The organism is Synechococcus sp. CS-1326 (genome assembly GCF_025128115.1).
Lineage (GTDB): Bacteria > Cyanobacteriota > Cyanobacteriia > PCC-6307 > Cyanobiaceae > Regnicoccus.
This window is the reverse complement of the sequence record NZ_JAHLYV010000027.1, coordinates 137744-163926: the sequence shown is the minus strand read 5'-3', so window position 1 is coordinate 163926 and position 26183 is coordinate 137744. Positions and strand designations below refer to the sequence as shown.

The 26183-nt window shown below is 67.0% G+C and carries 32 protein-coding genes and 1 tRNA gene; 17 read left to right on the top strand and 16 right to left on the bottom strand.

From position 1 onward, the window contains the following. The first annotated feature begins 11 nt into the window (after positions 1 to 11). A complete protein-coding gene (gene sds / locus KQ307_RS11010; protein WP_259701537.1) occupies positions 12 to 983 on the top strand; it encodes a solanesyl diphosphate synthase in 972 nt (323 codons plus the stop codon). On the opposite strand, the gene KQ307_RS11005 is transcribed toward sds, so the two are convergent. After that, on the bottom strand, positions 967 to 1356 hold the full coding sequence (locus KQ307_RS11005; protein ID WP_259701536.1) for a DoxX family membrane protein: 390 nt from the start codon (positions 1354 to 1356) through the stop codon (positions 967 to 969). The two genes, sds and KQ307_RS11005, sit on opposite strands and share 17 nt — an antisense overlap. A 173-nt stretch (positions 1357 to 1529) precedes the next feature. Between KQ307_RS11005 and KQ307_RS11000 the strand changes: the two genes are divergently transcribed. Genes KQ307_RS11000 through KQ307_RS10990 form a run of 3 tightly spaced genes read left to right on the top strand, consistent with a single transcriptional unit; the run spans position 1530 to position 3739 of the window. After that, complete coding sequence (locus KQ307_RS11000) at positions 1530 to 2354, top strand: helix-turn-helix domain-containing protein (RefSeq protein WP_259701535.1); 825 nt, start codon at positions 1530 to 1532, stop codon at positions 2352 to 2354. A 39-nt stretch (positions 2355 to 2393) separates the two neighbouring features. Further along, positions 2394 to 2711: a hypothetical protein gene (locus KQ307_RS10995; RefSeq protein ID WP_259727965.1), complete on the top strand. Its 318-nt coding sequence runs from the start codon at positions 2394 to 2396 to the stop codon at positions 2709 to 2711. A 29-nt stretch (positions 2712 to 2740) separates the two neighbouring features. Next, positions 2741 to 3739, top strand: coding sequence for an aspartyl protease family protein (locus tag KQ307_RS10990; RefSeq protein ID WP_259701533.1), 999 nt, complete (start codon positions 2741 to 2743; stop codon positions 3737 to 3739). Positions 3740 to 3763: 24 nt separating this feature from the next. On the opposite strand, the gene KQ307_RS10985 is transcribed toward KQ307_RS10990, so the two are convergent. Continuing rightward, positions 3764 to 4966 (bottom strand): NAD(P)/FAD-dependent oxidoreductase, encoded by a 1203-nt coding sequence (locus KQ307_RS10985; RefSeq protein ID WP_259701532.1) that lies wholly within the window; start codon positions 4964 to 4966, stop codon positions 3764 to 3766. 131 nt (positions 4967 to 5097) lie between these two features. On the opposite strand from KQ307_RS10985, the gene KQ307_RS10980 reads away from it, so the two are divergent. Then, on the top strand, positions 5098 to 7584 hold the full coding sequence (locus tag KQ307_RS10980) for a type II CAAX prenyl endopeptidase Rce1 family protein (RefSeq protein ID WP_259701531.1): 2487 nt from the start codon (positions 5098 to 5100) through the stop codon (positions 7582 to 7584). A gap of 41 nt (positions 7585 to 7625) precedes the next feature. Then, complete coding sequence (locus KQ307_RS10975; RefSeq protein WP_259701530.1) at positions 7626 to 8000, top strand: hypothetical protein; 375 nt, start codon at positions 7626 to 7628, stop codon at positions 7998 to 8000. 15 nt (positions 8001 to 8015) lie between these two features. On the opposite strand, the gene KQ307_RS10970 is transcribed toward KQ307_RS10975, so the two are convergent. Beyond that, positions 8016 to 8816 carry a prohibitin family protein gene (locus tag KQ307_RS10970; RefSeq protein WP_259701529.1) on the bottom strand — a complete coding sequence of 267 codons (801 nt, stop codon included), beginning with the start codon at positions 8814 to 8816 and terminating at the stop codon, positions 8016 to 8018. Positions 8817 to 8864: 48 nt separating this feature from the next. Here KQ307_RS10970 and KQ307_RS10965 point away from each other — a divergent pair, with 48 nt between their 5' ends. Next, positions 8865 to 9098 (top strand): hypothetical protein, encoded by a 234-nt coding sequence (locus KQ307_RS10965; RefSeq protein WP_399235942.1) that lies wholly within the window; start codon positions 8865 to 8867, stop codon positions 9096 to 9098. Positions 9099 to 9111: 13 nt separating this feature from the next. On the opposite strand, the gene KQ307_RS10960 is transcribed toward KQ307_RS10965, so the two are convergent. Beyond that, complete coding sequence (locus KQ307_RS10960) at positions 9112 to 9762, bottom strand: HAD family phosphatase (protein ID WP_259701528.1); 651 nt, start codon at positions 9760 to 9762, stop codon at positions 9112 to 9114. A 48-nt stretch (positions 9763 to 9810) separates the two neighbouring features. On the opposite strand from KQ307_RS10960, the gene acs reads away from it, so the two are divergent. Together acs and KQ307_RS10950 are read left to right on the top strand one after the other, a co-directional pair. Then, entirely contained in the window at positions 9811 to 11775 is a 1965-nt protein-coding gene (gene acs, locus KQ307_RS10955) for an acetate--CoA ligase (RefSeq protein ID WP_259701527.1), read from the top strand. Between the two features lie 5 nt (positions 11776 to 11780). After that, a complete protein-coding gene (locus KQ307_RS10950; protein WP_259701526.1) occupies positions 11781 to 12743 on the top strand; it encodes a hypothetical protein in 963 nt (320 codons plus the stop codon). Here the strand turns inward: KQ307_RS10950 and KQ307_RS10945 are convergent. Together KQ307_RS10945 and KQ307_RS10940 are read right to left on the bottom strand one after the other, a co-directional pair. Beyond that, positions 12692 to 13471, bottom strand: a complete 780-nt coding sequence (locus tag KQ307_RS10945; protein WP_259701525.1) for a DUF1350 family protein — start codon at positions 13469 to 13471, stop codon at positions 12692 to 12694. The two genes, KQ307_RS10950 and KQ307_RS10945, sit on opposite strands and share 52 nt — an antisense overlap. A gap of 21 nt (positions 13472 to 13492) precedes the next feature. Next, positions 13493 to 13954 carry a peroxiredoxin gene (locus KQ307_RS10940; protein ID WP_259701524.1) on the bottom strand — a complete coding sequence of 154 codons (462 nt, stop codon included), beginning with the start codon at positions 13952 to 13954 and terminating at the stop codon, positions 13493 to 13495. Between the two features lie 72 nt (positions 13955 to 14026). Here KQ307_RS10940 and KQ307_RS10935 point away from each other — a divergent pair, with 72 nt between their 5' ends. From KQ307_RS10935 to KQ307_RS10920, 4 genes are all read left to right on the top strand, one after another. Further along, on the top strand, positions 14027 to 14902 hold the full coding sequence (locus KQ307_RS10935) for a 3'-5' exonuclease (protein WP_259701523.1): 876 nt from the start codon (positions 14027 to 14029) through the stop codon (positions 14900 to 14902). A 61-nt stretch (positions 14903 to 14963) separates the two neighbouring features. Next, positions 14964 to 15143 carry a hypothetical protein gene (locus KQ307_RS10930; protein WP_259727964.1) on the top strand — a complete coding sequence of 60 codons (180 nt, stop codon included), beginning with the start codon at positions 14964 to 14966 and terminating at the stop codon, positions 15141 to 15143. 35 nt (positions 15144 to 15178) lie between these two features. Beyond that, the gene (gene corA / locus KQ307_RS10925; protein WP_259727963.1) at positions 15179 to 16246 is read left to right on the top strand and encodes a magnesium/cobalt transporter CorA; all 1068 of its coding nucleotides are present in this window, start codon (positions 15179 to 15181) and stop codon (positions 16244 to 16246) included. 93 nt (positions 16247 to 16339) lie between these two features. Further along, positions 16340 to 16600, top strand: coding sequence for a Nif11-like leader peptide family RiPP precursor (locus KQ307_RS10920; protein ID WP_259727962.1), 261 nt, complete (start codon positions 16340 to 16342; stop codon positions 16598 to 16600). 275 nt (positions 16601 to 16875) lie between these two features. Here the strand turns inward: KQ307_RS10920 and KQ307_RS10915 are convergent, their stop codons facing one another. After that, entirely contained in the window at positions 16876 to 17298 is a 423-nt protein-coding gene (locus tag KQ307_RS10915) for a hypothetical protein (protein ID WP_259727961.1), read from the bottom strand. A gap of 103 nt (positions 17299 to 17401) precedes the next feature. Between KQ307_RS10915 and KQ307_RS10910 the strand changes: the two genes are divergently transcribed. Beyond that, entirely contained in the window at positions 17402 to 18472 is a 1071-nt protein-coding gene (locus KQ307_RS10910; RefSeq protein ID WP_259727960.1) for a PstS family phosphate ABC transporter substrate-binding protein, read from the top strand. Positions 18473 to 18597: 125 nt separating this feature from the next. Next, on the top strand, positions 18598 to 19494 hold the full coding sequence (locus KQ307_RS10905) for a CHAD domain-containing protein (protein WP_259727959.1): 897 nt from the start codon (positions 18598 to 18600) through the stop codon (positions 19492 to 19494). A gap of 77 nt (positions 19495 to 19571) precedes the next feature. Here the strand turns inward: KQ307_RS10905 and cpcA are convergent, their stop codons facing one another. Beyond that, entirely contained in the window at positions 19572 to 20063 is a 492-nt protein-coding gene (gene cpcA, locus KQ307_RS10900) for a phycocyanin subunit alpha (RefSeq protein WP_259727958.1), read from the bottom strand. A 74-nt stretch (positions 20064 to 20137) separates the two neighbouring features. Beyond that, positions 20138 to 20656: a phycocyanin subunit beta gene (locus tag KQ307_RS10895; RefSeq protein WP_259727991.1), complete on the bottom strand. Its 519-nt coding sequence runs from the start codon at positions 20654 to 20656 to the stop codon at positions 20138 to 20140. A 143-nt stretch (positions 20657 to 20799) separates the two neighbouring features. On the opposite strand from KQ307_RS10895, the gene KQ307_RS10890 reads away from it, so the two are divergent. Then, the gene (locus KQ307_RS10890; protein ID WP_259727957.1) at positions 20800 to 21657 is read left to right on the top strand and encodes a transglutaminase family protein; all 858 of its coding nucleotides are present in this window, start codon (positions 20800 to 20802) and stop codon (positions 21655 to 21657) included. A 110-nt stretch (positions 21658 to 21767) separates the two neighbouring features. Here the strand turns inward: KQ307_RS10890 and KQ307_RS10885 are convergent. From KQ307_RS10885 to KQ307_RS10855, 7 genes are all read right to left on the bottom strand, one after another. Next, positions 21768 to 21841, bottom strand: a tRNA-Pro gene (locus tag KQ307_RS10885). A 15-nt stretch (positions 21842 to 21856) separates the two neighbouring features. After that, a complete protein-coding gene (locus KQ307_RS10880; protein WP_259727956.1) occupies positions 21857 to 22222 on the bottom strand; it encodes a hypothetical protein in 366 nt (121 codons plus the stop codon). A gap of 6 nt (positions 22223 to 22228) precedes the next feature. Further along, positions 22229 to 22414, bottom strand: a complete 186-nt coding sequence (locus KQ307_RS10875; RefSeq protein WP_259727955.1) for a hypothetical protein — start codon at positions 22412 to 22414, stop codon at positions 22229 to 22231. A gap of 5 nt (positions 22415 to 22419) precedes the next feature. Continuing rightward, a complete protein-coding gene (locus KQ307_RS10870; RefSeq protein WP_259727954.1) occupies positions 22420 to 22791 on the bottom strand; it encodes a hypothetical protein in 372 nt (123 codons plus the stop codon). A 28-nt stretch (positions 22792 to 22819) separates the two neighbouring features. Beyond that, on the bottom strand, positions 22820 to 23530 hold the full coding sequence (gene msrA / locus KQ307_RS10865; protein ID WP_259727953.1) for a peptide-methionine (S)-S-oxide reductase MsrA: 711 nt from the start codon (positions 23528 to 23530) through the stop codon (positions 22820 to 22822). Between the two features lie 84 nt (positions 23531 to 23614). Beyond that, positions 23615 to 23878, bottom strand: coding sequence for a hypothetical protein (locus KQ307_RS10860; protein ID WP_259727952.1), 264 nt, complete (start codon positions 23876 to 23878; stop codon positions 23615 to 23617). Between the two features lie 100 nt (positions 23879 to 23978). Next, positions 23979 to 25727: an ABC transporter ATP-binding protein gene (locus KQ307_RS10855; RefSeq protein WP_259727951.1), complete on the bottom strand. Its 1749-nt coding sequence runs from the start codon at positions 25725 to 25727 to the stop codon at positions 23979 to 23981. A gap of 102 nt (positions 25728 to 25829) precedes the next feature. On the opposite strand from KQ307_RS10855, the gene KQ307_RS10850 reads away from it, so the two are divergent. Beyond that, a complete protein-coding gene (locus tag KQ307_RS10850; protein WP_259727950.1) occupies positions 25830 to 26156 on the top strand; it encodes a DUF3288 family protein in 327 nt (108 codons plus the stop codon). Positions 26157 to 26183 lie beyond the last annotated feature (27 nt).

Here is a 26183-nt window from a genome sequence, read left to right as displayed (position 1 = left end):
GTGCGGTGGACATGGCGACGGTTGCTGACTTGCTCCAGCCGGTCGAGAACGATCTGGAAACGCTGCTCAGCGATCTGCGCAACCTGATCGGTGCCGGCCATCCGATCCTGCAGGCCGCAGCCGAACACCTGTTCAGCGCCGGCGGCAAGCGGATCCGGCCCGGCATCGTGTTGCTGCTCTCAAGGGCTCTCTCCGAGGAGGGGGAACTCGGTTCGCGCCACCGGCGCCTGGCCGAGATCACCGAAATGATCCACACCGCCTCGCTTGTTCACGACGACGTGGTGGATGAGGCCTCCACCCGGCGCGGGGTGGACACGGTCCACAGCCGTTTCAACAATCGCCTGGCTGTGCTGGCCGGAGATTTTCTGTTCGCCCAGGCCAGCTGGCACCTCGCCAACCTGGACGATCTGGAGGTGGTGAAGCTGCTCTCCAGGGTGATCATGGATCTGGCCGACGGGGAAGTGCGGCAGGGGCTCTACCGCTATGACACCGGCCAGAGCTTCGAAACCTATCTGGGCAAGAGCTACTGCAAAACGGCCTCCCTGATCGCCAACAGCGCCAAGGCGGCAGGCGTTCTCAGTGGGCTGGCCACTCCTGAACTCGACCAGCTCTACCGCTTCGGTCGGCAGCTCGGACTGGCCTTCCAGGTCGTCGACGACATTCTTGATTTCACCGGCAGCGACCTGCAGCTCGGCAAACCGGCCGCCAGCGACCTGGCGGCCGGTTACCTCACCGCTCCCGCCCTGTTCGCCCTGGAGGAACGCCCCGCCCTGGCTGGCCTGGTCGAGAGAGAATTCTGTGAAGCCGACGACCTCGACAACGCCCTCGCCATGGTGCGCGGCTGCGAGGCCATTCCCCGCTCCAGGGCGCTGGCCGAGGGTTTCGCACGGGAAGCGCGGCTCTCGCTTCAATGGCTTCCTCCATCAGAAGCCTGCTCCGCCTTGCTGGCCCTGCCTGAATTTGTGCTCAGCCGCCTGTCCTGAGGGCCTGGCCCTCAGCTGCGGGCTGGTTGGCCACCAGCAGCAGGCCCCCGATGATCGCCACGTTCTTGAGCAGCTGAATCCGCTCGCCCGGATCGGTGATCTCACCGTGGAAGATCAGGCTTGTGGGGATCAGGAAAATCAGCAGCAGCAAGGCACCCAGCCGGCTCTGCCACACACTGATCAGCAGCAGGGCGCCGACCGCCAGCAGCAGCATGGCCGCGGCCAGCAGCAGTGGGGCGAAAGGCAGACCCTTGACGCTGATCCTGGCGGCGACGGCGCTGAAACCAGTCAGCTTGCCGAACAGCGCATGCAGAAAGACCAGACCGAGCATGGTGCGGGCCAGGCCATCAATCAACCGATTGGGAACGATCATCGGAGCGAGGCGGATCACCAGGAGGATGGACAGGGCCAGTCTGTGGCCCAGCTCACCCACTGGTGGCAGCACCGCCCTGGACAAGGCCGTGATCGCCGGGCTCCGTTTGTGTGCCCATGGGCAGGGACTCAGGCGAGAAAATCGAATACCCTCGGCTCGCCGATCACGATCCGATGGGACAGCAGCACGCCGTATCGGGGCCTGAGCAGGACACCCCGTACCAGAAAGCCCTCACGACGCTGGGAGCCGGCCTCAGGCAGCAGCGTGAAGCCAGATCCATTGATCTACCTGAGCTGGCCACCAGGCTGTTCTTTCCGATCGAGCAGCTCGAAGCGCTTGAAGCCGGTGATCGCAGCCGTCTGCCGGAGCCCGTCTATGTGATCGCCCAGGCCCGCCGGGTTGGGCTGGCCCTCGGCCTCGGCGATGACGGCCGGATCCAGGGGCTCGAAGCGGTGATCAGCAGCTCCAGGCATCCGCAGCTGCTGCATCCCCTCACCCATCAGCCCGAGCCCCCTGGCAGACACAAGACCGGAGCGAAGCGGCTCTTCAGCCACACCACCGAACGCAGCCACCCGCTGAACAGACGGATGATCGGAGTGGCGATCGCCTGTGGGGCGGCTGCGGTGCTCGGCTTCACCCTGAACGATCGGGCGCGTCACCAAACGACTCCCACGCCCAACCGGCAGGAGGCGGCTGGGCAGGCCCTGGTGGCCGCCAGCCCCACTCCCAGAGCAAGCGCTGAAAACGTTCAGACCACGGCAGCGGGCCAGATCAGCCTGAGCAGCGCCGAGCCCAGCTGGCTGGAGGTGAGGGATCTTGCTGGCCAGTCGCTTTTCAGGGGCACCCTGAACGGATCCAGGCAATTCCCGCTGGGATCCGGAGTGAAGGTGATCGCCGGCCGGCCGGATCTGGTGCAGGTGCAGGTCGGCCAGGCCCCAGCAAGGCCGCTCGGCAGGATCGATCAGGTGAGCTGGCTGCGCTTCGGCCCGACCCGCTGATTCCAGCTCCATAGGATGGAGTGATTGGAAGCAGGTCGCATGGTGTTTCAGATCGCCCTCTCCACCCTGGTTGCCCGGCTTCGATCCCTGCTCCTGATCAGCGGAATCCTGCTGGCCGCTCCACTCGCCAGCTGGGCCGAATCCTCCACCGCTGAATCGATCTGGGACGAAAGCAACGCCCGGGAGAGAGCGCTGCAACAGGTGCCACAGGGGGCCACGGTGAGCGGAACGAGTTGCGAATCGTTCTCGGTCGGCATGGGCAACACCCGCTATCGCTGCACGGTGACCTACACATCGACTCCAGCACCTGCCCAGGCTCCAGCAACGGCACCGGCTGCCGCCCCCAGCGCCCCGTAGGAGCCAGGTTCCATGAACGGCACAGATCCATGAACGGCACCAGCTGCGGCCCCACGGCTCAGGGCTGGTCTGTGGCGCTGTTGCTGCTGCTTCCAGCCAGCAGCTTGCCGGCAGCGGCGGCCCTGATCCAGGTCAGGGGTATTCCCCTGGCCGGTGGCATCGTCACGGGCCAGGTTTCGGTACCGCTTGAGAGGGCCGAAGGCGGAGACGCACCGGTGCTGCGGTTTCGCACCGAACGGGGCGCGATGGTGGCACTTCTGGTCGATACCGGTGCCTCCTCGACCCTGGTCAGCCCGGACCTGGCCAAGCGGCTCGGCCTGCGTTCCCAGCTGGTGCCACCTGAAGCCTTCGGCCTGGCAGGGGCCGGTGCCGACTGCGCCGAGCTCCAACCCCGCCGTGCCCGGTTGCCCCTGCTGCGGCTGGACGGCCAGGGCGGTCAGCTGCAGATCAGAGGCAGCGATGCCCTGGTGTTGGCGGTGCCGGGGCTGCCAGCCGGAATCGATGGGGTGCTCGGAGCGCCCCTGCTCCGCCAGCTTCCCCTCTGGATCGATCCCACCACCAACCAGCTCAGCCTCGGCGGGGCGGCACTGCGGGCAGCGGAGCGGAAGGCCAGAGCCCGCGCCCCGCTCGAGCTGCCGCTGCGCTGGGAGAAAGGGGTACCGCTGCTGGTGCTCTGGGGCGCCAGCGGTCCACTCCCCGCCCTGGCCGACACCGGCGCTGAGGGCCTGTTCGTGACCCCTGAGCTGGCAGCCCGACTCCAACCTCTCGGCAGCGTCCAAGCGGTGCGTCTGAGCGGGTTCTGCGGGGAACAACCGGCCAGCCTGGTCCGCCTGGCCGGCCTGCGGCTGGAACCTGGCCCGCCCGGCGCCGCCCCCCAGGCGCCGTTCGCGCCGCTCGAGGCGATCGTGACCCGCAACCCGGTGTTCGCCGCCCTGGGGGTGGAGGCGATCGTCGGGCAGGAGCTGCTGAGGGATCGCATCCAGCTCTGGCGGCTTGAGCAGATGCCGCCCGTGCTCAGCCTCTGGTGAAGCCCTGCTGCCTGACCAGGGCAGTCAGCCGAGGTTGGGCGGCGGGGCCTGAGTCACCGGTGCGGCAGCCGCGAGCAGCGCGGCCGGATCCCCGGAGAGAGGAGGAACGATCCGTTGGCGGTTGATCAACTGCTTGGTCTGCTTTGCCGCCGCCCCGCTCGAAACGAGCCGCCGCTCCCAGCCTTCGGTGTAGAGGGCCCCCCAGGCTCCGAGGTCCAGAACCGTCACGTAGTCGGCCAGCTGCAACGGCAGCAGCGGTTGACCGAAGAGATCGCAGACCGCGTTGTGGCCGGCGAAGCGTCCCATCGGGCGGCTGTGCTGACAGGACATCACCGAGCTGTGGCCGGCGTCGATCGGAACCGAGGCGCAATCTCCCGCCGCAAACAGGGCCTCGACGCCCTGAACCCGCAGGCAGCCGTCCACGGGAAGACGCCCGAGCCGGTCGCGCTCCAGCGGCAGCTGCCCGGTCAGCGGGCTGGCCTGCATTCCGGCGCACCACACCACGGTGGCGGCATCGATCGCTTCGCCGGAGCTGAAGGTCACCCCGGCCGGGGTGATCGCCGCGACGCCTGCGCCCAGGCGGGTTTCGATGCCCAGCGCAGCGAGGGCCGCCTCGATCACCGGCTGGGCGGATTCGCCCATGGCCGAGCCGACCCTGGGGCTGTGATCGACCAGCACGACGCGTCCAGATTCAAGCCTTGACGGCAGTTCGCTCGCCACTTCGATGCCGGTCAGGCCGGCGCCGACCACGACGACGGTGGAGCGCCCTGGAAAATCAGGCCGGCCGGCCAGCCCCTGAAGATGCTGCTGCAGTCGGCTGGCGCCGTTCCAGGTATCCACATCGAAACCATGCTCGGCCAGACCGGGAATGGCCGGTCGCCGCAGTTCACTGCCCAGGGCAAAGACGAGACGGTCGTAGGCCAGGCTGCTGGCCCCATCCGGTGTGGAGACAGCCACGCTCCGGGCGGTGGCATCCACGGCCAACACATCAGCTTCGACGAACCGGATGCCGACGGGGCCGAGCAGGTCGGGCAGGGGAATGCGCAGGGCGCTCAGGTCGGCTTCGTAGTTGCGCACACGGATGGCGTGAAAGCGATCGCGGTTTACGAGGGTGATCTCGAGGGCCTCGGCGGCAAGCCCCAGGAGGTCCCGCTGGCGGGCCGCGGCCAGTGTGCTCCAGAGGCCGGCGAATCCACCGCCGAGCACCAGCAGTTTCTTGGCCGCCATCGATCTCCTGCTATCGGGTCTGGGCTGGAGCGGTTGCGCTGGGGTCGAGCCGAGACGCCGGTTCGCACCACCTCTTTACCGGAACCTGCCTGCAGCCGCCAGCCTCGCCGACACCGCCCCGATGGTGGACGATGGCGTCGATCTGCCCGGCCTGTCCCATCGTTCGCCTTGTCCTGCTGCTTTCGCTGCTGGCCGGCCTCGGCCTCGGTGGCATCGGAGCGCCGGCGTGGCTGGCCAGGGCTGCGGAACCTGCCCAGCCCTCCAGCTACGCGCTGGCCCAGCGGGCTCCGTTCAACCGCCCAGCCTTCTATCCGATCACCGTTCAGCCGGATCCCGCGCTCTACCGGCCGAATGGCGCCTGGATCGGCCGCCTGATCCTGCCGGAGGCGGCCACGCAGGGCTCCGTTGACTGGGTGTGGATCGAAATCGAGCACGCCCCGAGCGATTGGCAGCAGCTGGTGGGGGAGCGGCTGCGGCTTCACTGGCAGGACCGTCCGGAACTGAAGGGACTGGTGCGCGCCGTGAGCACCGACCTGAACCTCAGCCCTGCCGCCCGCCGGGCCAGCGCCGGCGGCGACCTGGTGCCCGAGCGGCTCGATGGCCGCCGCGCCGTCGGGCCCTTGCAGTCCCTGGCCGGTGCCCGCCCCAACGACGACCTGCAGGTACGCCTGGAGGATGTGGCCGTCTCCCGGGAGCCGAACGGCGGCGTCCTGCTGCGGATCGGCAGCCCACCGGTCCAGATCAGCGGCCGGTATGTGGCCCTGGTGCGCCTGCTCGGCCCCGCCCCCCCTGCTGAAGCGGGAAGCCCAGAAGCCAACGACCGCTTCCTGGTGCAGCACTACGACCGCCGCCGCCGCGGCTTCGAGGGGGCGATCGAAACGGTGCGGATCCCTCAGCAACCGCCTGATCGCTATGGCCGAACCCTCTCCAGCCCGGCCGGTCTCGCCGCCAGCAGCACCGGGGAGCAGGGCTGGTACCTCTACGGCGCCCCCGATGCCCGGGGTCTGTTCACCGCCCAGGCCCTGCTGCCGCGCCGGCTCACCCAAGCCGATGCCGACAGCAGCGTGGCCGGCCGGGCGGCCGGGCTCCGCTACATCCTCAATCGCAACTGGTCGGACGTGCCCGGCCGCCGTGGCCAAAGCGAGCGGGTGCAGGTCTCCACGGCAGGGGGGAACCAGGCCTGGCGCCTTGGCCAGCATGGCCTGGTGATTCACACCTTCGGCGGAATCGGCGGCAGCCGGGGCGAAGCCGCGGCCGGGTTCACCGTGACCGGCCATTTCGCCTTCGGCGAGGTGGAGGTGATGACGGACCCATTCAGTGGCGAGCCCCGCTTCGAGATCCGCTATCACCAGATCTACGCCAACAATCCGAACGGGATCGTCGCCGGCACCCAGGACGCCAGCGCCTATGCCGGTGACCTGCAACGGGGCTGGATCTGGCTGCGGCCCTTCTCCGATGTGCTGATCAACCAGCCCCTCTTCGCCGAGCTGTCGCTGGGCGGCCGCAATCTCTCCCTGTTGCGGGAGCTGGCGGTGCAGGCGGAGCTGATCATGGCCCGCTACCGCAGCGGCGACGGCACCGGCCTCGCCTCGGTGACCCCGGCCACCTCCTGCGTCCAGGATTCGAGCCAGGCTCTGTTCATCTCCATCCGACGCCTGCGGGAACGGGTGCAGTCGGACCCGGCGCTGGTGCGCTGGCTGAAGAACCATCCTCGCCACCCGGACACGCTTCGCTTCAACGAACTCAACGGGCTGGCCCGCTCCCTCGATCAGCTGCTCACCCCCTTCGGCATGGTGCGGGCCGACTGGAAGCGGAACGCGGCGGTGGCGGGAAACCCGGGGACGGGAGCAGGGGGCGGCGACCCATCCACCACCGCCCTGTTCCAGCGTGGCCAGAGCCTGGCGGATGTCCTGCTGAGCTGGCGTTCGATGCTGCCGCGCCGCGCCCACGACGACACCGCCCGGGTGTTCCTCCAGAACGGTGCCGGCCTCTGGTTCCTGCGCAGCAACCAGATCCCCGGAGACGATCCCAGCCTGGTGCCCCTGGCCCCCACCCTGCTGCTGGGCCAGCTGCCCCAGCTGTCCACCCTGCTGCGTCGCTTCAGCGATGCCCTCTTCACCCCCCTGGGAGGCAGCGGTTCAGCGGCCAGCCTGGCGGTACTGCTGACCTACGCCGGTGTGGCCCTGGAGCAGGGCCGGCGCTCCGGGTTTCTGCCGAACGGGTGGAAGCGACGAACCTGGCGGTTCCGGCCCCTGGGCCCATTGCTGCGCCAGAGCGCCTGGTTGCTGCTGATGCCCTCGCTGAGCGAGGAACTCGTCTTTCGGGTAGCCCTCCTGCCCCACCCCCTCGAAGGCAGCGGCCCTGGCGGCAGCCTGGCCTGGGGTGCCCTGAGCGTGGGCCTGTTCGTGCTCTACCACCCCCTGGCGGGCGCCAGCTGGTACCCACGGGGCCGCGCCGTGTTCAACGACCCCCGCTTCCTGGTCCAGTGCACCCTGCTGGGGGTGGCCTGCGTGCTCACCTATGGCCTCACGGGCTCGCTTTGGGCGCCGGTGCTGGTCCACTGGCTGGCGGTGAGTCTGTGGCTTGGGCCCCTCGGCGGGCGCCGACAGCTGGGTTGAACCGGCGGCGCGAGACTCAGGCTGTTCCAGGTGGCAAGAGCATGGCCCTCGATCGCTTCAAGCAAGCCCTGACCGCCTTGATGATCGCGGCACCCAGTGATCCGCTCGATCGCGACGAGTACTTCGAGGTGACACCCCTGCCTGCCGCCGACGGCCCCTTCGAGCTGGTGGTGGTGGACGAGGAGAACGGCATCTTCGCCGCCCTCTACCTCGATCGCCTGTTTCAGGAGGACGAAGCGGGACAGGAGGAGGTGGCACTGCTCTTGCCCGGCTACCTGGAGGAGACCTTCGGGTTGGAGCCCAGTGAGTGGGTACCCACCGCACCGTTCGATCTGGGCTGGCGCTCGCGGGAGTTCCTCTGGTTCCTGGAGTTCAGCCTGCCGGGGCTGACGCCCGCCTGCCACAGCGACGCCTGAAACAGGCGCCCCCGATCAGCGGCGGCCGTTGACGATCACCGACGTGCCGCCGCCGGGGGCGGTGCCGGGCAGGGCCGGCACAACGGAGGTCTGGCCGTCCCACTTGTCGAGGAACAGCTTGTAGAGCACCTGGTCATCGAGGCTGGAATTGAGGATCTGGTAGCGCTGGGCTTCCTGGTCGGCGATCTTCACTTCGGTCTGGGCCCGCAGCAGCCGCTGGTCGGCGATCTGCTTCTGCTCGATCGCCGCTCGATACTCCTCGGCAATCTGCAGACCGGTGAGGTCGAGGCCCTGCACGATCACATAATCGAATTTCTTGAGTTCCTCGGCCACCTTGTCCTGGACCAGCTCTGAGATGCTGTTCCACTCCGTGGCGATCGTGACCAGTTCATACTGCGAAAACACCGATTTCAGCGCCTTGAGCAGTGACGGCTGAATGATCCGCGCATAGATCTGGGAGTTGTCGGTGGCGATCGTCTCGAAGATCCGCGCTGCCTCACTGGGCTTCACCGCATACTTCACGGTGGCCGTGGCCTCAATCACCTGCAGGTCCTTGGTGAGAGTGGAGAACTGCTCGGGCCGCACCTGGGTGCGCACATCGAAGAGCGAGGTGGCCTGAATCAGCGGTGCCTTGATGTTCGGCCCGGGGCTGCGCTGGCCGCCGGTCACCTTGCCGAGGGTGGTGACCACCGCCACGTTGCCGGCCGGCACGATGAAAATCGTCTGGGTGAGCAGGATCAGCACCGCCACCGCCGCGATCACCTGGAAGGAGGCTCCAGGCCCATCCCCACCGGCAGGGCGCATCGAGCTTTGCATGGGTGATCTGAATGCCTTGGTGGGCACGACCCTAGGCACCGGGCGAGAATGGCGGCCCTCCACCAGAGCCTGACGATGACCGGCAACCTGCAGGCGATCGGCTTCATCGCCAGCTGGGTGCTGGGCTGGGGGATCGGCGGCTCCCTGATCGATGCCGGCCTGATCAACGCCGGTGTCTATTCGATCGACACCAACCAGCTCGGCACCCTGGCCACCTTCACGGTCTGGTCGGTTCTGTGGGGAGGGCTGGGCTACCGGCTCTACCAGCGCTTCACCGCCTGAGTGGCAGCGGCCCTCAGACCTCCACCTCCAGCAGGGAGCGCAGGCAGCGCACCTGCGGCGGGTAGCTTTCGCTGCCCACCCCCGCCGGCAGAAGCACCAGCACCTTGCAGCCGGCCGCCAGGGCCGCCGCCGTGCCGGCGTGGGAATCTTCGAACGCCCAGCAGGCTTCAGGTTCGACGCCAAGCCGGCGGGCGGCCAGCTGAAAGCCGTCAGGCGAGGGCTTACCGCTGGAAACACCCGGATCGTCGCCGTAGACCCGCAGATCCAGCAACGCAAGCCAGGGATGGGGAGCACTCTTCACGGCAACGGCCTCACGGCTGCTGCTGGTGACCAGCGCCATCGGGATCGCCAGCTCGCGGCACCGGGCCAGCAGCTCGGGCGCCCCCTCCATCGCCGGCGCTGACGGCAACAGGCGACGCGCGATCGGTTGCTGAACCGCCAGCAGCTGGTCGACACCCGGGCCCGCCGCCCCTGACGCCTCGATCCAGGCGATCACCTGGTGGGCGTTGTCGAGCCGCCGCCGACCCCGCAGCCCCAGCAGCTGGGCCTCATTCAGGGCCAGGTCGAACTGGGCCGCGGCCTGGCGCCAGGCCAGGCCGTGCAGAGGCTCGGTGTCCAGCAGGAGGCCATCGAGATCGAACAGACAGGCGGCTGGGCGGGTCATGGCGGCATCCTCTCAGTCCACAATGGGGGCCGCCTCCCTGCCGCCGCGATGAGCCAGGACACGATCGAATCGGTGCTGCAGGAGGACCGGGTGTTCGAGCCCCCCGCCGCCCTCGCCGCCACCGCCCGCATCGGCAGCCTGGACGCCTACCGCGCCCTGGCCCAGCAGGCCGAGACCGACCCCGACGGCTTCTGGGGCGAGCAGGCCCGCCAGAGCCTGCACTGGTTCGAGCCCTTCCACACCGTGCTCGATTGGAGTGGGGCTCCCTTTGCCCGCTGGTTCGAGGGGGGCACCACCAACGTGGCCTACAACTGCCTCGACCGGCACCTGAACGGTCCACGTGCCCACAAGACGGCCCTGATCTGGGAGGGGGAACCGGGTGACGGGCGCCGCTACACCTACACCGAGCTGCACGCCGAGGTCTGCAGGGCCGCCAATGCCCTGCAGGAGCTCGGCATCGGCAAAGGCGATCTGGTGGCGCTCTACATGCCGATGGTGCCGGAAGCGGCCATCGCCATGCTGGCCTGTGCCCGCATCGGCGCGCCCCATTCGGTGGTGTTCGGTGGCTTCTCGGCCGAGGCCCTGCGGGATCGGCTGATCGATGGCCAGGTCAAGGCGGTGATCACCGCCGATGGGGGCTTCCGCAAAGACAAGGCGGTGGCGCTCAAGCCGGCGGTGGACCAGGCCCTGGCCGAGGGCTGCCCCACGGTGGAGCATGTGCTGGTGGTGAAGCGCACCGGCGAACCCACCGCGATGACGGCGGGCCGCGACCACTGGTGGCACGAGCGGGTGGATCCCGCCAGCGCCGAGCACAAGGCCGAGCCGATGGCCAGCGAAGACCGCCTGTTCGTGCTCTACACCTCCGGCTCCACCGGCAAACCCAAAGGGGTGGTGCACAGCACCGCCGGCTACAACCTCTGGGCCCAGCTCACGTTTCAGTGGATCTTCGACATCCGTGAAGACGACATCCACTGGTGCACCGCCGACGTCGGCTGGATCACCGGCCACAGCTACATCGTGTACGGCCCGCTCTCGGCCGGCGCTACCACGGTGATGTACGAAGGCGCGCCGCGGGCCTCCAAACCAGGCGCCTTCTGGGAGGTGATCGAGAAGCACAAGGTGAGCATCTTCTACACCGCCCCCACGGCGATCCGGGCCTTCATGAAAAACGGCCGCGAGGTGCCCGACCACCACGACATGAGCTCGCTGCGCATCCTCGGCACGGTGGGCGAGCCGATCAATCCCGAGGCCTGGATGTGGTACCGGGAGGTGATCGGCGCTGGCCGCTGCCCGGTGGTCGACACCTGGTGGCAGACCGAAACCGGCGGCGTGATGATCAGTCCCCTGCCAGGCGCCACCCCCACCAAACCGGGATCGGCCACCCTGCCCCTGCCGGGCATCGCCGCCGACGTGGTCGACCATGACGGCAGCTCCCAGGCCGCCGACCAGGGGGGCTACCTCGCCATCCGGCGGCCCTGGCCGGGGATGATGCGCAACGTGCATGGCGATCCGGAGCGCTTCCGCAAGAGCTACTGGGAGGAAATCCGCCCGGCCAACGGCAGCTGGCTCTACTTCGCCGGCGATGGGGCCCGCCGCGATGCCGATGGCTACTTCTGGGTGATGGGCCGGGTCGACGATGTGATCAGCGTGTCGGGCCACCGACTCGGCAGCATGGAGATTGAATCCGCCCTGGTGAGCCACCCGGCCGTCGCCGAGGCCGCCGTGGTGGGCCGGCCCGACGACCTCAAGGGCGAAGCGATCGTGGCCTTCGTCACCCTCGATGCCGGCACCAGCGGCGACGACGCCCTGATCGCCGCCCTGAAGAAGCATGTGGGCATTGAGATCGGCCCGATCGCCCGTCCCGACGAGATCCGCTTCACCGATGCCCTGCCGAAAACCCGCAGCGGCAAGATCATGCGCCGCATCCTGCGCGCCCTGGCGGCAGGCGAAGAGGTGAGCGGCGACACCAGCACCCTGGAAGACCGCTCCGTGCTCGATGCCCTGCGGGTCTGACGGGGATGCGGATCGCCAGCAGCCGGGCCGAAGCCCTCGCCATCCTCGCCGCGATGGCGGATGTGGGCGCCGGCGGTGGTGAGCCGCCGCCGGCCGCCGCGGCAGCGGTGGCAGCGGCCGGCCACTGGATCTTCCAGCTGCCGGAGCACGAAGGGCTGGACCAGCTGCCGGCCACCGGCCCGGCCCAGCTGGCCGCTGCCCTGGGCACGGGGGCCCTGCGTCAGGAGGCGATCCGGTTCCTCACGGTGATGGCCTTCCTGGGTGACCAGCTCGATCCGGCCCGGATCAGCCGCGTGCTCGCCTACGCCGCCGCGCTCGGCATCCGGTCGAGCTCGATCGAGGAGATCGCCGCCGTGGCCCGGGGCCAGCTCCAGGAGGCGGTGGCGCACATGGTGCGCGACAACATGAGCTCGCTGACCGGATCGCCATGGCGCCCGGAGCAGGATGTGGCGGCCTGGCTGCTGCCCTATGGGGGGGAGGGGGCGGATCCGCAGCTGGCCGCCCGTTATCGGGCCCTGGCCAGCCTGCCGAGCGACCGGCTCGGACGCGCCTTCCACGACCACTTCCAGCGCAACGGCTACGCCATGCCGGGGGAGCCGACGGCCCTCAACGAACGCTTCACCACCCCCCACGACACCTGCCACGTGCTTGCCGGGTACGACACCACACCCCATGGCGAAATCCTGGTGTCCACCTTCACCGCCGCGATGCACCCGGTGCATCCGATCTCCGGCCATGTGCTGCCGGCGATCATCTCCTGGCAGCTCGGCATCCCGCTCAATGCGGTGGCCAGGTCGGCGCGGGGTGAGCTGGATCCGGTGGCGTTCTGGCGGGCCTGGGCACGGGGGGAGGCCATGCCGATCGATCTGTTCGCTCCCGGCTGGGACTTCTGGGAGTGGGTGGACCGGCCACTGGCTCAGCTGCGAACCGCCTGGCTGGGCGAGCCCAGCCACCAATCCAGCAGCTGATCAGCCAGTCGGTCGATCTGCCGCTGCCGGGCCGGATCATCGGCCCAGGCCCCCAGCAGGTTCTGGCGCAGGCCGGCACTGGCGGGGGTGAGGTGATCGCCGGGCCGCTCCAGCAGGAGCGAGGCATCCTCCGGGCGCTGCTGCAGCACGCCGATCAGCCGCCGGCTCTGGTCGAGCGCATCGGTGCCGAAGCGGATCAGCAGGTTGCGGGGCTGGCGGTAGTGCAGCCCCACCAAGCGCAGCGTTTCCTCCGGCGAGGGACTGAACTCGGTGCGCAGCCCCAGCCGGGGGGCGAGATCAGCCAGCAGGGGGATGGAGCGATCCGCCGAGAAGTTGTTGAAGCTCATCGCCGCCAGACCACTGCAACCCCGGCCGCCATCAGGCGCCAGCAGGTGCAGCTTGCAGCCCAGGCTGTGGCCGAGCCGCAGCACGGGGCGCGAGCCGGCCTGCCCTGCAAGGGAAGCCTGATCAACGGCACTCTCCCGGGCGGCGCGAAAGCAGCGCCAGGCCTCGGTGGCCTGGGCCTGGTGATCGAAACCGGGCACATAGCTCCAGGCCCGCACCAGCAGACCCCGCAGCGCCAGCGCCTCCAGCAGGCGGCGGTAGCTGAGCTGGGGGGTGGCGGCCAGCACGGTGCCACCGATGAACTCCACCACGCCGATGGCTGAAGCGGCCGCAGTGGGCGGGGTCAGGGTCCAGAGGCTGCCCTGCTGCTGCCAGCGGTTCATGGCGATCGGGGGAATCGGCGTTCAGGCCGGCAGCCGCCGGAGGGCTGCGAGGGCCTCGCGGGCGTGGGCCGCGCCGTCGAGCAGGTTGCTGAAGATGTGCCGCACCACCCCATCGCCATCGATCACGTAGGTGACCCGGCCGGGCAGGAGCCCCAGGGCCTTGGGAACCCCGAAGGCCTGGCGCAGGGCATTGCCGCGGTCAACCAGCAATGGATAGGGAAGTTGATGACGGGAGGCGAACCGGCTGTGGCTGCCGGCGTCATCGCCGCTGACACCCCACACCTGGGCGCCAAGGGCTTCGAGCCCGGCGTGGTTGTCGCGGAACGCACAGGCCTCGGCGGTGCAGCCGGGAGTGTCGTCCTTGGGGTAGAAGAACAGCACCAGGGGCTGGCCCTGAAGCTGATCGCTGCGGCGCTCCACGCCGCTCTGATCGGTGAGGGCAATCAGGGGGGCCCGCTCTCCCAGTTCGATGGCGTTGGCCAAACAGGCTCCATTCGCTGTGACACGAGCCTAGAAACCCCTGGGCTTGCGCCGCCCCCTTGCACGGCTGGGATCATGGAGAGGTCGGAGCAGGCGGGCATGGAGCTGGAACCAGGCAGTGGCGAGGAGCGGAACCGCTGGCAGCAGACCAGCCTGCTGAGCCTGGTCGCACCCGCCCAGCTGTGCGATGGCACCGCTGAGAAGGCTGTTGAAGCAACCGATGGGGCCGCCACTCCCTCCACCCCATCACATCAGCCGCCCCCCCCGGCCCGGCTGTTGATCCTCGATACGGAAACCACCGGCCTCGATCCGCTGAAGCACCGCTGCATCGAAGTGGGAGCTGTGCTGTTTGACGTGCCCCAGCGGGCCGTGCTCAGCCAGATCTCCTTTCTGCTGCCCTGCCAGACCAACGAGGCCGAAACCGTCAACGGCATCGCCGCGGCGGTGACCCGGCTCAGCCAGCCCTGGCCCGAAGCCCTGGCCTATTTCCAGACCCTGGTGGCCGCCTCCGACCTGATCCTGGCCCACAACGCCGGATTCGACCGCCAGTGGTTCGGCCACGGCCCGCTGCCGGCGATCGAGAAGCCCTGGCTTTGCAGCATGGAGGACCTGCGCTGGCCGCCGGATCGCAACCTGCGGGCGAACCCCTCGGTGCGCGATCTGGCCCTGGCCTACGGCGTGCCGGTCTGGGCGGCGCACCGGGCCCTGACCGACTGCATCTACCTGGCCCAGGTGCTGGAGCGCTGTGACGATCTCGAGGGTCTGCTCTGCGCCGGGCTTGAACCTCGCCAGCTTTATCGGGCCCGGCTGCCCTACGAAGAGCGGCACCGGGCCAGGCAGGCGGGTTTTCGCTGGAACGACCCGGTTCCGAAGGCCTGGAGTCGGCGCCTGAGTGCCCGCGAGGCCGCCGCAATCGGCTTTCCGGTCAGCCTGGAGCAGCTGAGCGCGTGATCTGCCATGCCTGACGCGGTCGCCCAGATGGCAGAACGAAGCGGGGGCCACACCTGAAATCATGGGCCCCGCTGCTCTCGCCATGGCTGGTCTGCTCTGGAGCCACCGGTCCCAGGTTGGTTGCTGTCTGCTGATCCAGGCGGCGCTGCTCAGCGTTGGGCTGGGGCTGGAGCGCTTCATGCCCCAGCCGTCTCCGGCGCCATCGCCAACCAGCCTGGGTCTCGCTAGAACTCGGGGATGATCCGCACCGCACCGGCTAGTCCGGTTTCTAGACGGTTGAAGATACGGCCCGGCCAGATGCCGGGTCAGTTGTTCGTCCATGGCGGACGGGCTCCCACCAGCCTCTCCGTGCTCCGCTTCAGCGCACTGGGGATGATCCATCAGCACGCCCTGGCCGGGCCGGATGGCCTCCAGCCACTGATCGTCAGCGGCGATCCGCTCTGGGTGCGGCTGAAGGGGCTGGGTGATCCGGGCCTGATCGCCGCGGTGCTGCACAGGCTGGCGGTTCCCGAGATCTTCCACACCCCGCTGATCGAAACGCCCCAGCGCACCCGGGTTGACTCGGTGCGGGATGCGGTGCTGGTGGTGATGCACCGCCTGAGCTTTGCCAACTCTCCCGCTCATCTGATCAGTGAACAGGTGGGGCTGCTGTTGATGCCCAACCTGCTGCTGACCGTGGAGGAATCGCCCAAGCCCCACTCCTTCCCCCAGCTCACCCAATGGCTGGATTGCCTCGACCCCCCACCCGGCCGCGAGGACCTCGACGACATCCTCCACTTTCTGATCGACGAGATGCTCGACGAGCTCTTCCCGATGCTCGAGCATCTGGCCGAGCTGCTGGATGGCCTTGAGGAATCAGCGCTGCGCGATCCAAAGCCGAAGCTGCTCAACCGCGCCTACCAGGCACGGGGCAGCCTGCGCCAGATCCGCAGCCAGGTGTGGCCCCTGCGGCACCAGATCCTGATATTGCTGCGCCAGAACCAGCGGATCCTCGGCCCCGATGCCCGCAGCGGCTTCGAGGACATGGCCCAGCATGTGGGGTTGATCTTCGAGAACGCGGAGCTGCTGCGTCATCAATGCGATGCCGTGTCTGATGCCTACATGGCAAGCACCAGCAACCGCATGAACCAGGTGATGAAGACACTGACGATCGTGTCGAGCATCTTTGCTCCGCTCACCTTCATTGCCGGCATCTATGGCATGAACTTCAAAGTGATGCCGGAGCTTGATCTCCCTTTGGGCTATTACTTCGCCCTCGCCTTCATGGCCCTGGTGGCGATGCTGCAGACCTACTTCCTCTGGCGCCGGGGCTGGTTTCAGGACTGGACCGCGACACGGCGCTGAGCAGAAAAAGGTCGGGATCGTGGCGAATCGTTTCAAGATCTTGACGAGCACAGCTCCTTAATTGAGCGTTAAACATGTCAAGACTTCGTTTCTATGGCCATACTGCCGATCGATCTGTTTCTGGACCAACTGAGCGTGGACCAGACGCTTCAACAGAAGACCAAGATCGCCACCACAGCGCAGGACATTGCAACGATCGCGGAAGAAGCAGGGTTTTCGATCACGGGAGGCGATGTGATCAAGTTCTTTGCAACCCAACTGCTCAACAGCGACGATGCTCTGGCCGAGAGACGCTTCGACAGCCTCGGCTGGGACATGGGGGAACTTCTCTGGGCGCTCAAATCGTGGCGCTGATTCCGCCAGGAACAAGCTGAGTGCAGGGAATCAGATCAAAGCCCTCAGGCCAAGCAAAACCAGCTTGATCAAAACAAGCGTGAGCCGCCACCGCTACCAACAGGTAGACAGAGGGAATCCCCTGAGCTCCAATCCTCGAGAGGAACAGGGCATTGGCTGAGGTGAGCGTCAGGATCAGAACGCAACCGATCAGCGCCGAGTGCAGCAAGAGTGCGCCGACCAGCCCCTCTTCGCCTGAGTTGACCCCCAAAGACCGAAGGCCAATGCCGTCGAAATTACCCCTCTGTCCCACCCGGCTTACGGCGCCGGCGCGAGCGACTGATCCGCGAGCGGCAGGTGCTGGAGCAGTAGAGCGCGTCCTGGCGGCGGGCCTTGAAGGGGGTGCCGCAGCAGCCACACAGCTTGAGGGCAGGCTCGGCTGGGCGGCTGTTCAGCAGCAGCGGCAACCAGCGCTGGGCCCTGTCTCCAAGAACCAGATCGAGTCCATAGCCGTCTTTGAGCAGGGCCGTGGCATCGGCGTAACCGAGGGCTTCGGCCAGCAGGGGCGCTTCATCGGCGATCCGCTCCAGAAGCTGAAACACTCCGTAGCCATCGCTCCACAACCAGCGGCGGCGTTCCCGCACCAACTCCGCCAGTCGCTCAGGGGGCAGCTGATCGGCGCGGTCCTGGGGGTGAATGGGGCCTGGGTCCGACGTCATGGGGCAGTGAATCTGGGGAGTCGATCACGACGAAGTCCTAACCGCCACTTAACCAAAGCCAGCTCCCGTTCGGCGCAGAGTGTTTGTGCAATGCGACTGTGGCATGGTTCAGCGCGATCGTTCCCTCCGCAACTGCTGGGAAAAGCGGGGTTGCGTCGGCCTTGCCACCACGATGCTGCTCGGCATCGTTCCTGCGATGGTGGCCCGGGCCCAGTCCGCACCGGCCACGATCACGATCAGTGGATCGAGCACCGTCTTCCCGATCACCACCGAAGCGATTCGGGCCTTCCGCCAGACCGGAGCTGGTAAGGATCTGCGCTTCGACCTCAAGGAAACGGGCACCAGTGCCGGCTTCCGTGATTTCTGTTCCGGCAGGGTGCCGATCAGCAACGCCTCCCGGCCGATCAGCAGCAAGGAACTCAAGGCCTGCGCCGCCAAGGGCATCACCTTCATCGAACTGCCGATCGCCTTCGACGCCCTCACCGTGGCGGTCAACCCGCGCAACAGCTGGGCCAAGGCGATCAGTACCCAGGAGCTCTCCATCCTGTGGAGCCGCAAGGCCCAGGGCAGGATCCTGCGCTGGAATCAGGTGAACAGCAGCTGGCCGGCCAGCCCGATCAAGCTCTGCGGACCGGGCAAGGATTCGGGCACCTTCGAATACTTCAACAAGGCAGTCAACGGTTCAACCGATAACTCCCGCAGCGATTTCACCAGCAGTGAAGACGACAACGTCGTGGTGAACTGCGTGGCAGGAAACCCACAGGCCCTTGGCTATGTTGGCTTCGGCTGGTATGCCGCCAACAGCGCCAAGCTCCGCGCCCTGGCGATCAAGGGGCCCAAAGGAGCGGAGTTGCCCTCGATCGAGGCGGTTCAGAAGGAACGTTACATCCCCCTGGCACGCCCGTTGTTCATCTACGTGAACAACGAAATGATGCTGAAACAGGAGAATGTGCGCCGGTTCGTCACGTTCTACCTCCAGCAAGGACCCAAGATGGTGAAAGCGGCTCGCTTCATCCCGTTGCAGGATTCCACCTACCGGCTGGTGGAATCGAAGCTCTACCGCCATGTGCTGGGCACCTCGTTCGGCGGTGATCTGCCGATCGGCCTCACGATCGGCCAGGCTCTCGACCGCAGTTTTGATCAAACCAAGCAGCCCCAGTTCCGCGTCCGCTGATTCTGGCGAGCCTCCGGCGAGGTCCCTTGCGGAACAAGCAGAGTTCCCTGCTGAGGTTTCATTGCAGGTCTCATTGGAGGTCTCATTAGTCGTCTCATGGGAGGTTGTGGCCCAGAATTCATTCCATGCTTGATCTCAGCGCCCCCCTTCTCAGCAGCGGTGACTACGCCCGCGAGCTGATCCAACGCCAGACCCGTCGGCTGGGCAAACTGCAGGCTGAGGTGCTGGCCGACCAGGACCCCGAAGCCCTGCATCAGCTGCGGGTGAGCCTGAGGCGTCTGCGCACGGCCTTGAACCAGTTCGGCGCCGCCCTGGTGATTCCCGATGCGATCAGTGACCGCCGCATCGCCAGGGTGGCAGGCCGCACCGGGCTCACCCGCGATCTCGATGTGATGCGGGCAAGGATCACCTCCACCTGGCTGCCGATGCTGCCGGGTGCGGAACAAAAGGCGCTCAAGCCGGTACTCAAACAACTCGATCGCGACCGGCAGGTGGCTTTTGACGGCCTGGCCGCCAGCCTGCGGGAAGGTCCCTACCTCAAGTTGCTGGCGCGGTTGCACAAGTGGCAGCAGTCGCCCCGCTTCACAGCGATCGGTCAGCGTCCCCTGCGCGGCTGGCTGTTCGAGTGGCTGGCTCAGTCGATCGGCGCACTCTTCCTGCAGGCGGGCTGGTCCGCGGTCGATCCTCACGACGGGGCCCTGCATGACCTGCGCAAGACCATCAAGGGCGTGCGGTATTCCCTGGAGGTGCTCGAACCCTTCGCTTGCCCAGCCCTGGGCGACTGGGTTGCCGACCTGCGCAAGGCCCAGGATTGCCTTGGTGATCTCCATGATCTCCAGGTGCTCTCCGAAGCGCTCAGCGACCAGCTCGAGCGAGACCTCGCCAAGGCGGTGCCGACCTTGCACCAGGCGATCGAACTGCAGCAGGCCGAACGCTGGGGCCAGTGGCTCAGCTTCGCCGAGCTGCTGCTCAGCGACACCAGGCGGCAGGCACTCAAGACCAGCCTGATCGAAGCGGCCTGACTGGAGCCAACCCATGAAAAAAGACCCCTGACGGGGTCCTTGAGTGCCGATGGGCCTCTTGACTCCAGATCAGGAGATCAGACGAGTGCGTTGATGGCGTAGTCGATGTAGTTGTTAGCGATCACACCGGGATCACCAGCGATGCCGTGGTTGGCCTTGATGTAGCTCAGGGCTTCCACATACCAGGAGGGGGAGAGCTCGAAGGCGCGGTTGATTTCATCCAGCCCGGCGATCAGGTACTCGTCGAGGGGGCCGGTGCCACCAGCGACCAGGGAGTAGGTGATGTGACGGAGGTAGTAACCGATGTCACGGGAGCACTTGGCCTTGCCTTCTGGGGTGGAGGCGTAGTTAGGGCCCTGCTGCTGGGTGGTGTAGGGGTACTTGTTATAGACGGCCTGGGCGGCGCCGTTGACGAGCTGGTCAGCGTTGGCGGTGAGGGCCTTGGCGGCTTCCAGGGCGTTCTTGGCGCGCTCGAAGCGGCCAAAGGCGGCATTGAGCTCGGTGTTGCTGAGGAACCGACCCTGGGAGTCGGCGGCGGCAACGGCCTCGGTGAGTGGAGTCTTCGACATGGTGGAAGGAGAAGAAGGGGGAACCGAAGGAAAAGACGGATCAATCGATCAGCGGTGCTGACCAGTGGTGCCGATCAGCCGACAGCAGCGGCGGCGCGATCGAAGTAGGTGCCGATTTCAGACACCAGGGCGGAGCAGTCACCGGGGGTGATGCCGTTGCGGTCGTTGACGAGGCCGAGGGCGGCATCCTTCATCTTGCGGACACCTTCAGCCACCGAAGCGCCAGGCACGCCGAGGGCCAGGTAGGTTTCACGCAGGCCGTTGAGGCAGCGGTCTTCCAGGACGGAAGCGTCGCCGGTGAAGACGGCATAGGTGACATAGCGAAGGATGATCTCCATGTCACGCAGGCAGGCGGCCATGCGGCGGTGGGTGTAGGCGTTACCACCGGGAGCGATCAGGGCCGGCTGCTGGGCGAAGAGCGAGCGAGCGGCGTTGGTGACGAGGCTGGAAGCGTTGGAGGTGATGCGGTTCACGGCATCCAGACGCTTGTTGCTGTCAGCAACGACCGACGCCAAGGCGTCGATCTGGGATGGGCTGAGGAATTCGCCGCGGGCATCAGCCTGAGCAACGACCTTGGTGAAGGCGTCGAACAGTCGGGGGGGTCTCCAGGTTCCGATTGAAAGGAGCGAGCAAACCTTGGACCATGGCGGCTTGGCTGTGTGGGTCGCTTGACAAAAGGTCATTGATTCGGCTCCAGCGCCTGGGCATCAAGATGGGTGAACGGTGGACCAAAGAGATGCTGATCCGGATCCACCACACCCTGCAGTTCCACTACGACCGGCCGGTGTTCCTCGAACCGATGACCGTGCGGCTCTCGCCAAGACAAGACGCCACCCAGCAACGGCTGCTTCACTCCCTCAAGGTTTGCAGCGCACCCGCCGGCACGGCCTGGATCATTGAGCCCGATGGCAATGAGGCCGCCGTGCTCTGGTTCAGCGAGGAGCGCGAGAACCTTCAGCTCACGGCGGAATCGGAGGTGAGCACCCTGCGGGTGAACCCCTTCGACTGGATCCTCACCGATCCTCGGGCCCAGCGGCTGCCGCTGGACTACGAGCCTGCCCTGGCCGCTTCGCTGGCTCCGGCGCGCCTGGATGAGGCGACGCCAGCCGTGCGGGCCTGGGCCGAGGGCCTTGCCCTCGCCGTGGATCGCTCCACCACCGCCTTCCTGACCCACCTGGTTGATTCCATCCACACCACCTTCCACCACATCGGCCGCTTGGATGGGGACCCCCAGACACCGGATCAGACGCTCGAAACCCGAACCGGCGCCTGCCGCGACACGGCGATGCTGTTCGTGGCGGCCAGCCGCACTCAGGGACTGGCCGCACGGTTCGTGAGTGGGTATTCGATTCACCATCCGCCCGAGGTCACCGAGCAGGAGCTGCACGCCTGGGCCGAGGTGTATCTGCCGGGGGGCGGATGGCGGGGTTATGACCCCAGCCTTGGTCTCGCCGTCGCCGATGGGCACATCGGCCTCGCCGCCGCACCGGACCACCGGCTGGCCGCCCCGGTGGTGGGAACCTACCGGGGCACCGGCGTGGGCTCAACGATGCGCTACATGATCAACCTGGCACCGATCGAAGCAACGTCCTGAGTTCACCGGCCCCTAATCTGCCGCGCCCCTGGGCTCAGGACAATTGCCATAAAAAAACCCCGCCGAAGCGGGGCTGAATGGGGGAAAAAGCTGGAAGAAATCGGTCTGAATCGGAGCGGCGGGATTTGAACCCACGACCCCCACTACCCCAAAGTGGTGCGCTACCAAGCTGCGCTACGCCCCGTCAAAAGGGAAGCTATCACAGCTCCCGCGGCAGCCAATCCTCCCAGCGTCGGCTGCGTTTGAGCCGCTTCAGAATCCTGGCGGTGAGACGCTCCCGGCTGAGGCCGGCATAGCCGCACAGACGCAAGCGACGGGCCAACAGCCGCAACTCGGCCTGGTTCAGCCCCGCCAGGCGAAGTTCGGGCTGTCGCCGCCAGGCACTGGCGGTCACGGGCATCGAATCGCCCCGCCGCTGGCCCAGCCAGCCCTGCAGCGCCCCATCCGCCATCCACTCCGGCACAAGCACGAACAAGACCGCCAGCAGGCCATAGAGCTCGACAAGACCCTTCGGCAAAGGGTGCAGGTGGCGGCGCTTGACTTCGGGGCGAACGGGGGGCTCCAAGGTGGCTCAGAGCAGGGTGCCTTTCGGCTGGGGGATCCGCTGCTGGGGAGCTTGGAACCCAGGAGCCTCCTTCCACAGAAAGGGGGTTTCCACGGGAGCGTTCAATCGGGAATACCAGAAGACAACGGCGAACACAAGTCCGAGGGTGACGGCGAGCCAGAGCAGCACGGTGCGGTCGGGGAGGGGGCCCATGCCGTTCAAACCTGATTCGTACGCAGGCAGACCACCCGCTGGGGCAGCCGCTCCACGGTGAGTTCATCACCCCGCAGGATCAGCCGCAGGGCGTCATTGCTATAGCGAAGCCCCGGCAGGTCGGAGTGTTCTCGAAACAGGGTGGTGCTCGATCGGCCCGAAATCAGGGCCGCCTGGGCGTCGTTGCGCTCCAGCACAAACTTGTTGTTGTCGCGGCAGAGGAAGCTCTCGCGGGTGTCGTAGTTCTCCCACCACGGTGAACCCATCGCCCCAGCCGACTGACCCGCCAGCAGCGCGCCGCAACCGAAGGCCGACGATGCCAGCAGCGCCGTAAAGGCGGCTCGCGGCTTTGGGAACGGAAAAAGCCGGGATGCCATCTAAGGGGCCATCAGGACAAACGGGACATCAGAGGCGGATCGGTTGATTGGAACTGCGCAGCACGCAGTGCTGCACCGACCAGTCGTACTGCTCCCAGACCTCCGGCGCCAGCAGGAAGGAACTGCCGGGGAACGGGGTGAGCCGCACGCCGCTGGGGCGGGCGGAACAGTAGGGACGGCTGCCGGGGCGGGCCAGATACTGCTGATGATGGGTTTCGGCAAAATAGAACGGAAGGTCGGCCACGATCTCGGTGGTGATCGGACCAAAACCGGCAAGCTCCAGCTGCTGCTGGTAGTGAAGGCCACTGGCTTGGGCGAGGGCAAGCTGCTCGGCACTGGTGGCGATGATCGCCGAGCGGTACTGGCTGCCGGTGTCATGGCCCTGGGCCAGACCCTGGGTGGGGTCGTGGCATTCCCAGAACAGCTTGAGCAGATCGCTGAAACTGACCTGGGCGGTGTTCCAGACCACCCGGACCACCTCCGTGTGGCCAGTGCGGCCCGAGCACACCTCGTCATAGGTGGGGTTGGGGGTATGGCCAGCGGCGTACCCCACCGCAGTGGTCACCACGCCAGGCAGCCGCCAAAAGCCCTTTTCCGCCCCCCAGAAACAGCCACAGCCGAAAACGGCCTCCTCCTGTCCCGCCTCCAGGGGAGCCTGCAGGGCCGTGCCGAGCACCTGGTGACGGGGGGCGGTGACGATCGGGGCGGCACGGCCAGGCAGCGCCTCAGCGGCCGTCACAATTCGGTGCTTGGAACTGTTCGCCGTTGTGTTGGATGCTGACGTGAAGAGACCAAACACCGATCCAATGCCGCTTCCACCAGCCTAGGCAAGGGTTCCCGGCGACGCTGTCGGCTCCAGGGCGATGTGGTTCAGCAGGGTGGTGGTGAAGGCGAACAGCAGGAATGGCAGTGAGAGCACCAGGATCATCCCCACCCCCACCAAGGCGAAGAGTGGCTTGCTCGAGCCCATCAGGGCAAGACCGGCTGCCAGGCTCACAAAGATCACGACCATCCAGATCAGCACCTGGCCGTAGATGTCACCGAAGGTGAGAGTGCAACGGAGTTTGTAGGCCTTGGAGGGCTCCATGGTGAGCACACGGGGGGTTCCTCAGCTAAGTGCCCCCTGGCTGGATTGGGGCGGTGGTTCAACAACTCGTTTGATTTCACCGATGATTTCACTGAAGCGTTCAGGCCAGCTGCAACTGCTCTTCAGCCTGCTGCCGCTCCCAGAGGCGCCGGTAGGTGCCCGGCACGGCCAGCAGGTCTTGATGGCGGCCCTGCTGGACCAGCTTGCCGTCTTCAAGCACCAGCACCCTGTCGCAGGCCGCGGCCGCCGAGAGCTGGTGGCTGATCATCAGGATCGTGCGGCCATGCTGCGACCGGATCGAGGCCAGGATCGCCGCGGCGGTGTTGTTGTCCACGCTCGCCAGGGCATCGTCGAGCACCAGCAGGGGAGCCTCCACCATCAGGGCGCGGCCAAGGGCAGCCCGCTGCCGCTGGCCGCCGCTCAGGGTGATGCCCCGCTCTCCCACCAGGGTCTGGTAGCCATCGGGGAAACCGCGGATGTCACCCTCCAGGCGAGCCTCCCGGGCCGCTGTTTCCACCTGCGGCAGGGGAGCGTCGGGAACGCCATAGCGGAGGTTGTCGGCCAGGGTGGCGGTGAACAGATAGCCCTCCTGCGGAACCAGGGCCACCTGGCGCCGCAGCGCTTCGAGCGCCAGGGCGGTGACATCGACCCCATCGAGGAAGAGGGTGTGCTCCGGTACCTCGACCATGCGACCGAGGGCCCGGGCCAAGGTGGTTTTACCGGATCCCACCGGCCCCACCACCGCCACCAGTTCACCGGGTTGGAGCTGAAAGCTCACGTCCCTAAGCGCATCACGCTGGGCCCCGTCGTAACGGACGCAAAGGCCGCGGGCTTCGACGGCGCCGCGACCGCCGACCGCCACCGGTTCGGGGTGCTCCGGTGAGACCACACTGGGCTGCCTGGAGAGCAGCTCCTCCACCCGCTCCAGGCTCACCTGCCCGGTCTGAAAGGTATTGAGCGTGAAGCCGAGCAGGGCCGTGGGGAACACCAATCGCTCGACGAACAGGATCAGGGCCACCAGATTGCCGATGCTCAGCTGGCCGCTCTCGAGCTTCCCGCTGCCGAAGGCCAGCAGCAGCAGCAGGCTGACCGAGGAGATTCCCTCCAGCAGCGGGAAAAGGGTGCTGCGGGTGCGGGCCAATGAAAGAGCTGAATCGCGATAGGTGCGATTGCGCTCGGCGAAGGCCTTCTGCTCGTTGCCTTCCTGGCCGTAGATCTTGATGGCGCTGATGCCGGAGAGATCCTCCTGGATCAGATCACTGAGGCTGGCGAGGGCCTCCTGCTGACGCCTCTGCTGACGCATCATGCGGCCGCCGAATAGACGTACCACCATCAACATTCCCGGATAGAGGCCGAGCGCCGCCACGGTCAGCAGCGGATCGATCGCCAGCATCGCCGGCACCGTGAGGGCATAGGCCAGCGCGGTATTGGTGAGGCTGAGCATGGCGAAGCCGAGCAGGCGCCGGACGTTCTCGACATCGCTGGTGGAGCGGCTGATCACATCGCCGCTGCCGGTGGTCTGCACCCAGCCGGGCTCCTGGCGCAGCATGTGGTCGAACACCTGCTGGCGCAGGCTGGCTTCCACCTGGCGACCGACCCCGAACACCAGCATCCGCGAGACCAGCCGGGCCACCCCCATCAACGAGGCCAGCAGAACAATCAAGCCGGCCTCGCGCAGCAGGGCCGACACGGCGAAACCATCCTGAAGATCGTCGATCACGCCGCGAACCATCAACGGGATGGTCACGCTGAGCAGGTTCACCACCAGCAGAGCCGCAATGCCCTGAAGCAGCACCCGGCGGTGAGGGCGAAGGTACTTCCAGAGCAGGCCGGGTCGGATGGCGGCCATGGACATGGGCAACAGAGTCCAACCTACGAATGGAGGCGGCGATGCGAGAGGAGGCGATGCGATGCGATGCTCAGCGAGTGCGCGCGCCTGTGAACGGCCTCGATGACCGAACGCCACCAGGGCGAACCCCAGACCCATCCGCTATTTGCCACCGACCGCAACGTGGTGGATCGACTGCTCGCCCTTGATCAGCCCGGCGATGGTGACTTGGTCGATCTGGCCAGGCTGCTGAGGCGCTACGACAGCTTCCCCGGGGCTGATGATCTGCAGCAGGATCTGGCCAAATGCCTGGGGCACTGGGGCCTCAGCCTGGATCAGTTGCACCAGCGCACCCGGGCGATCTGGGCCACCGGTCACCGTCCCGGTATGGCACCCGGGGTGGAGGCGGTGGGCAGCGGCTTCGACACTGCCACCCAGGACACACCCTGACTGAGACGGGCCCTGCGCCGAGGTGGT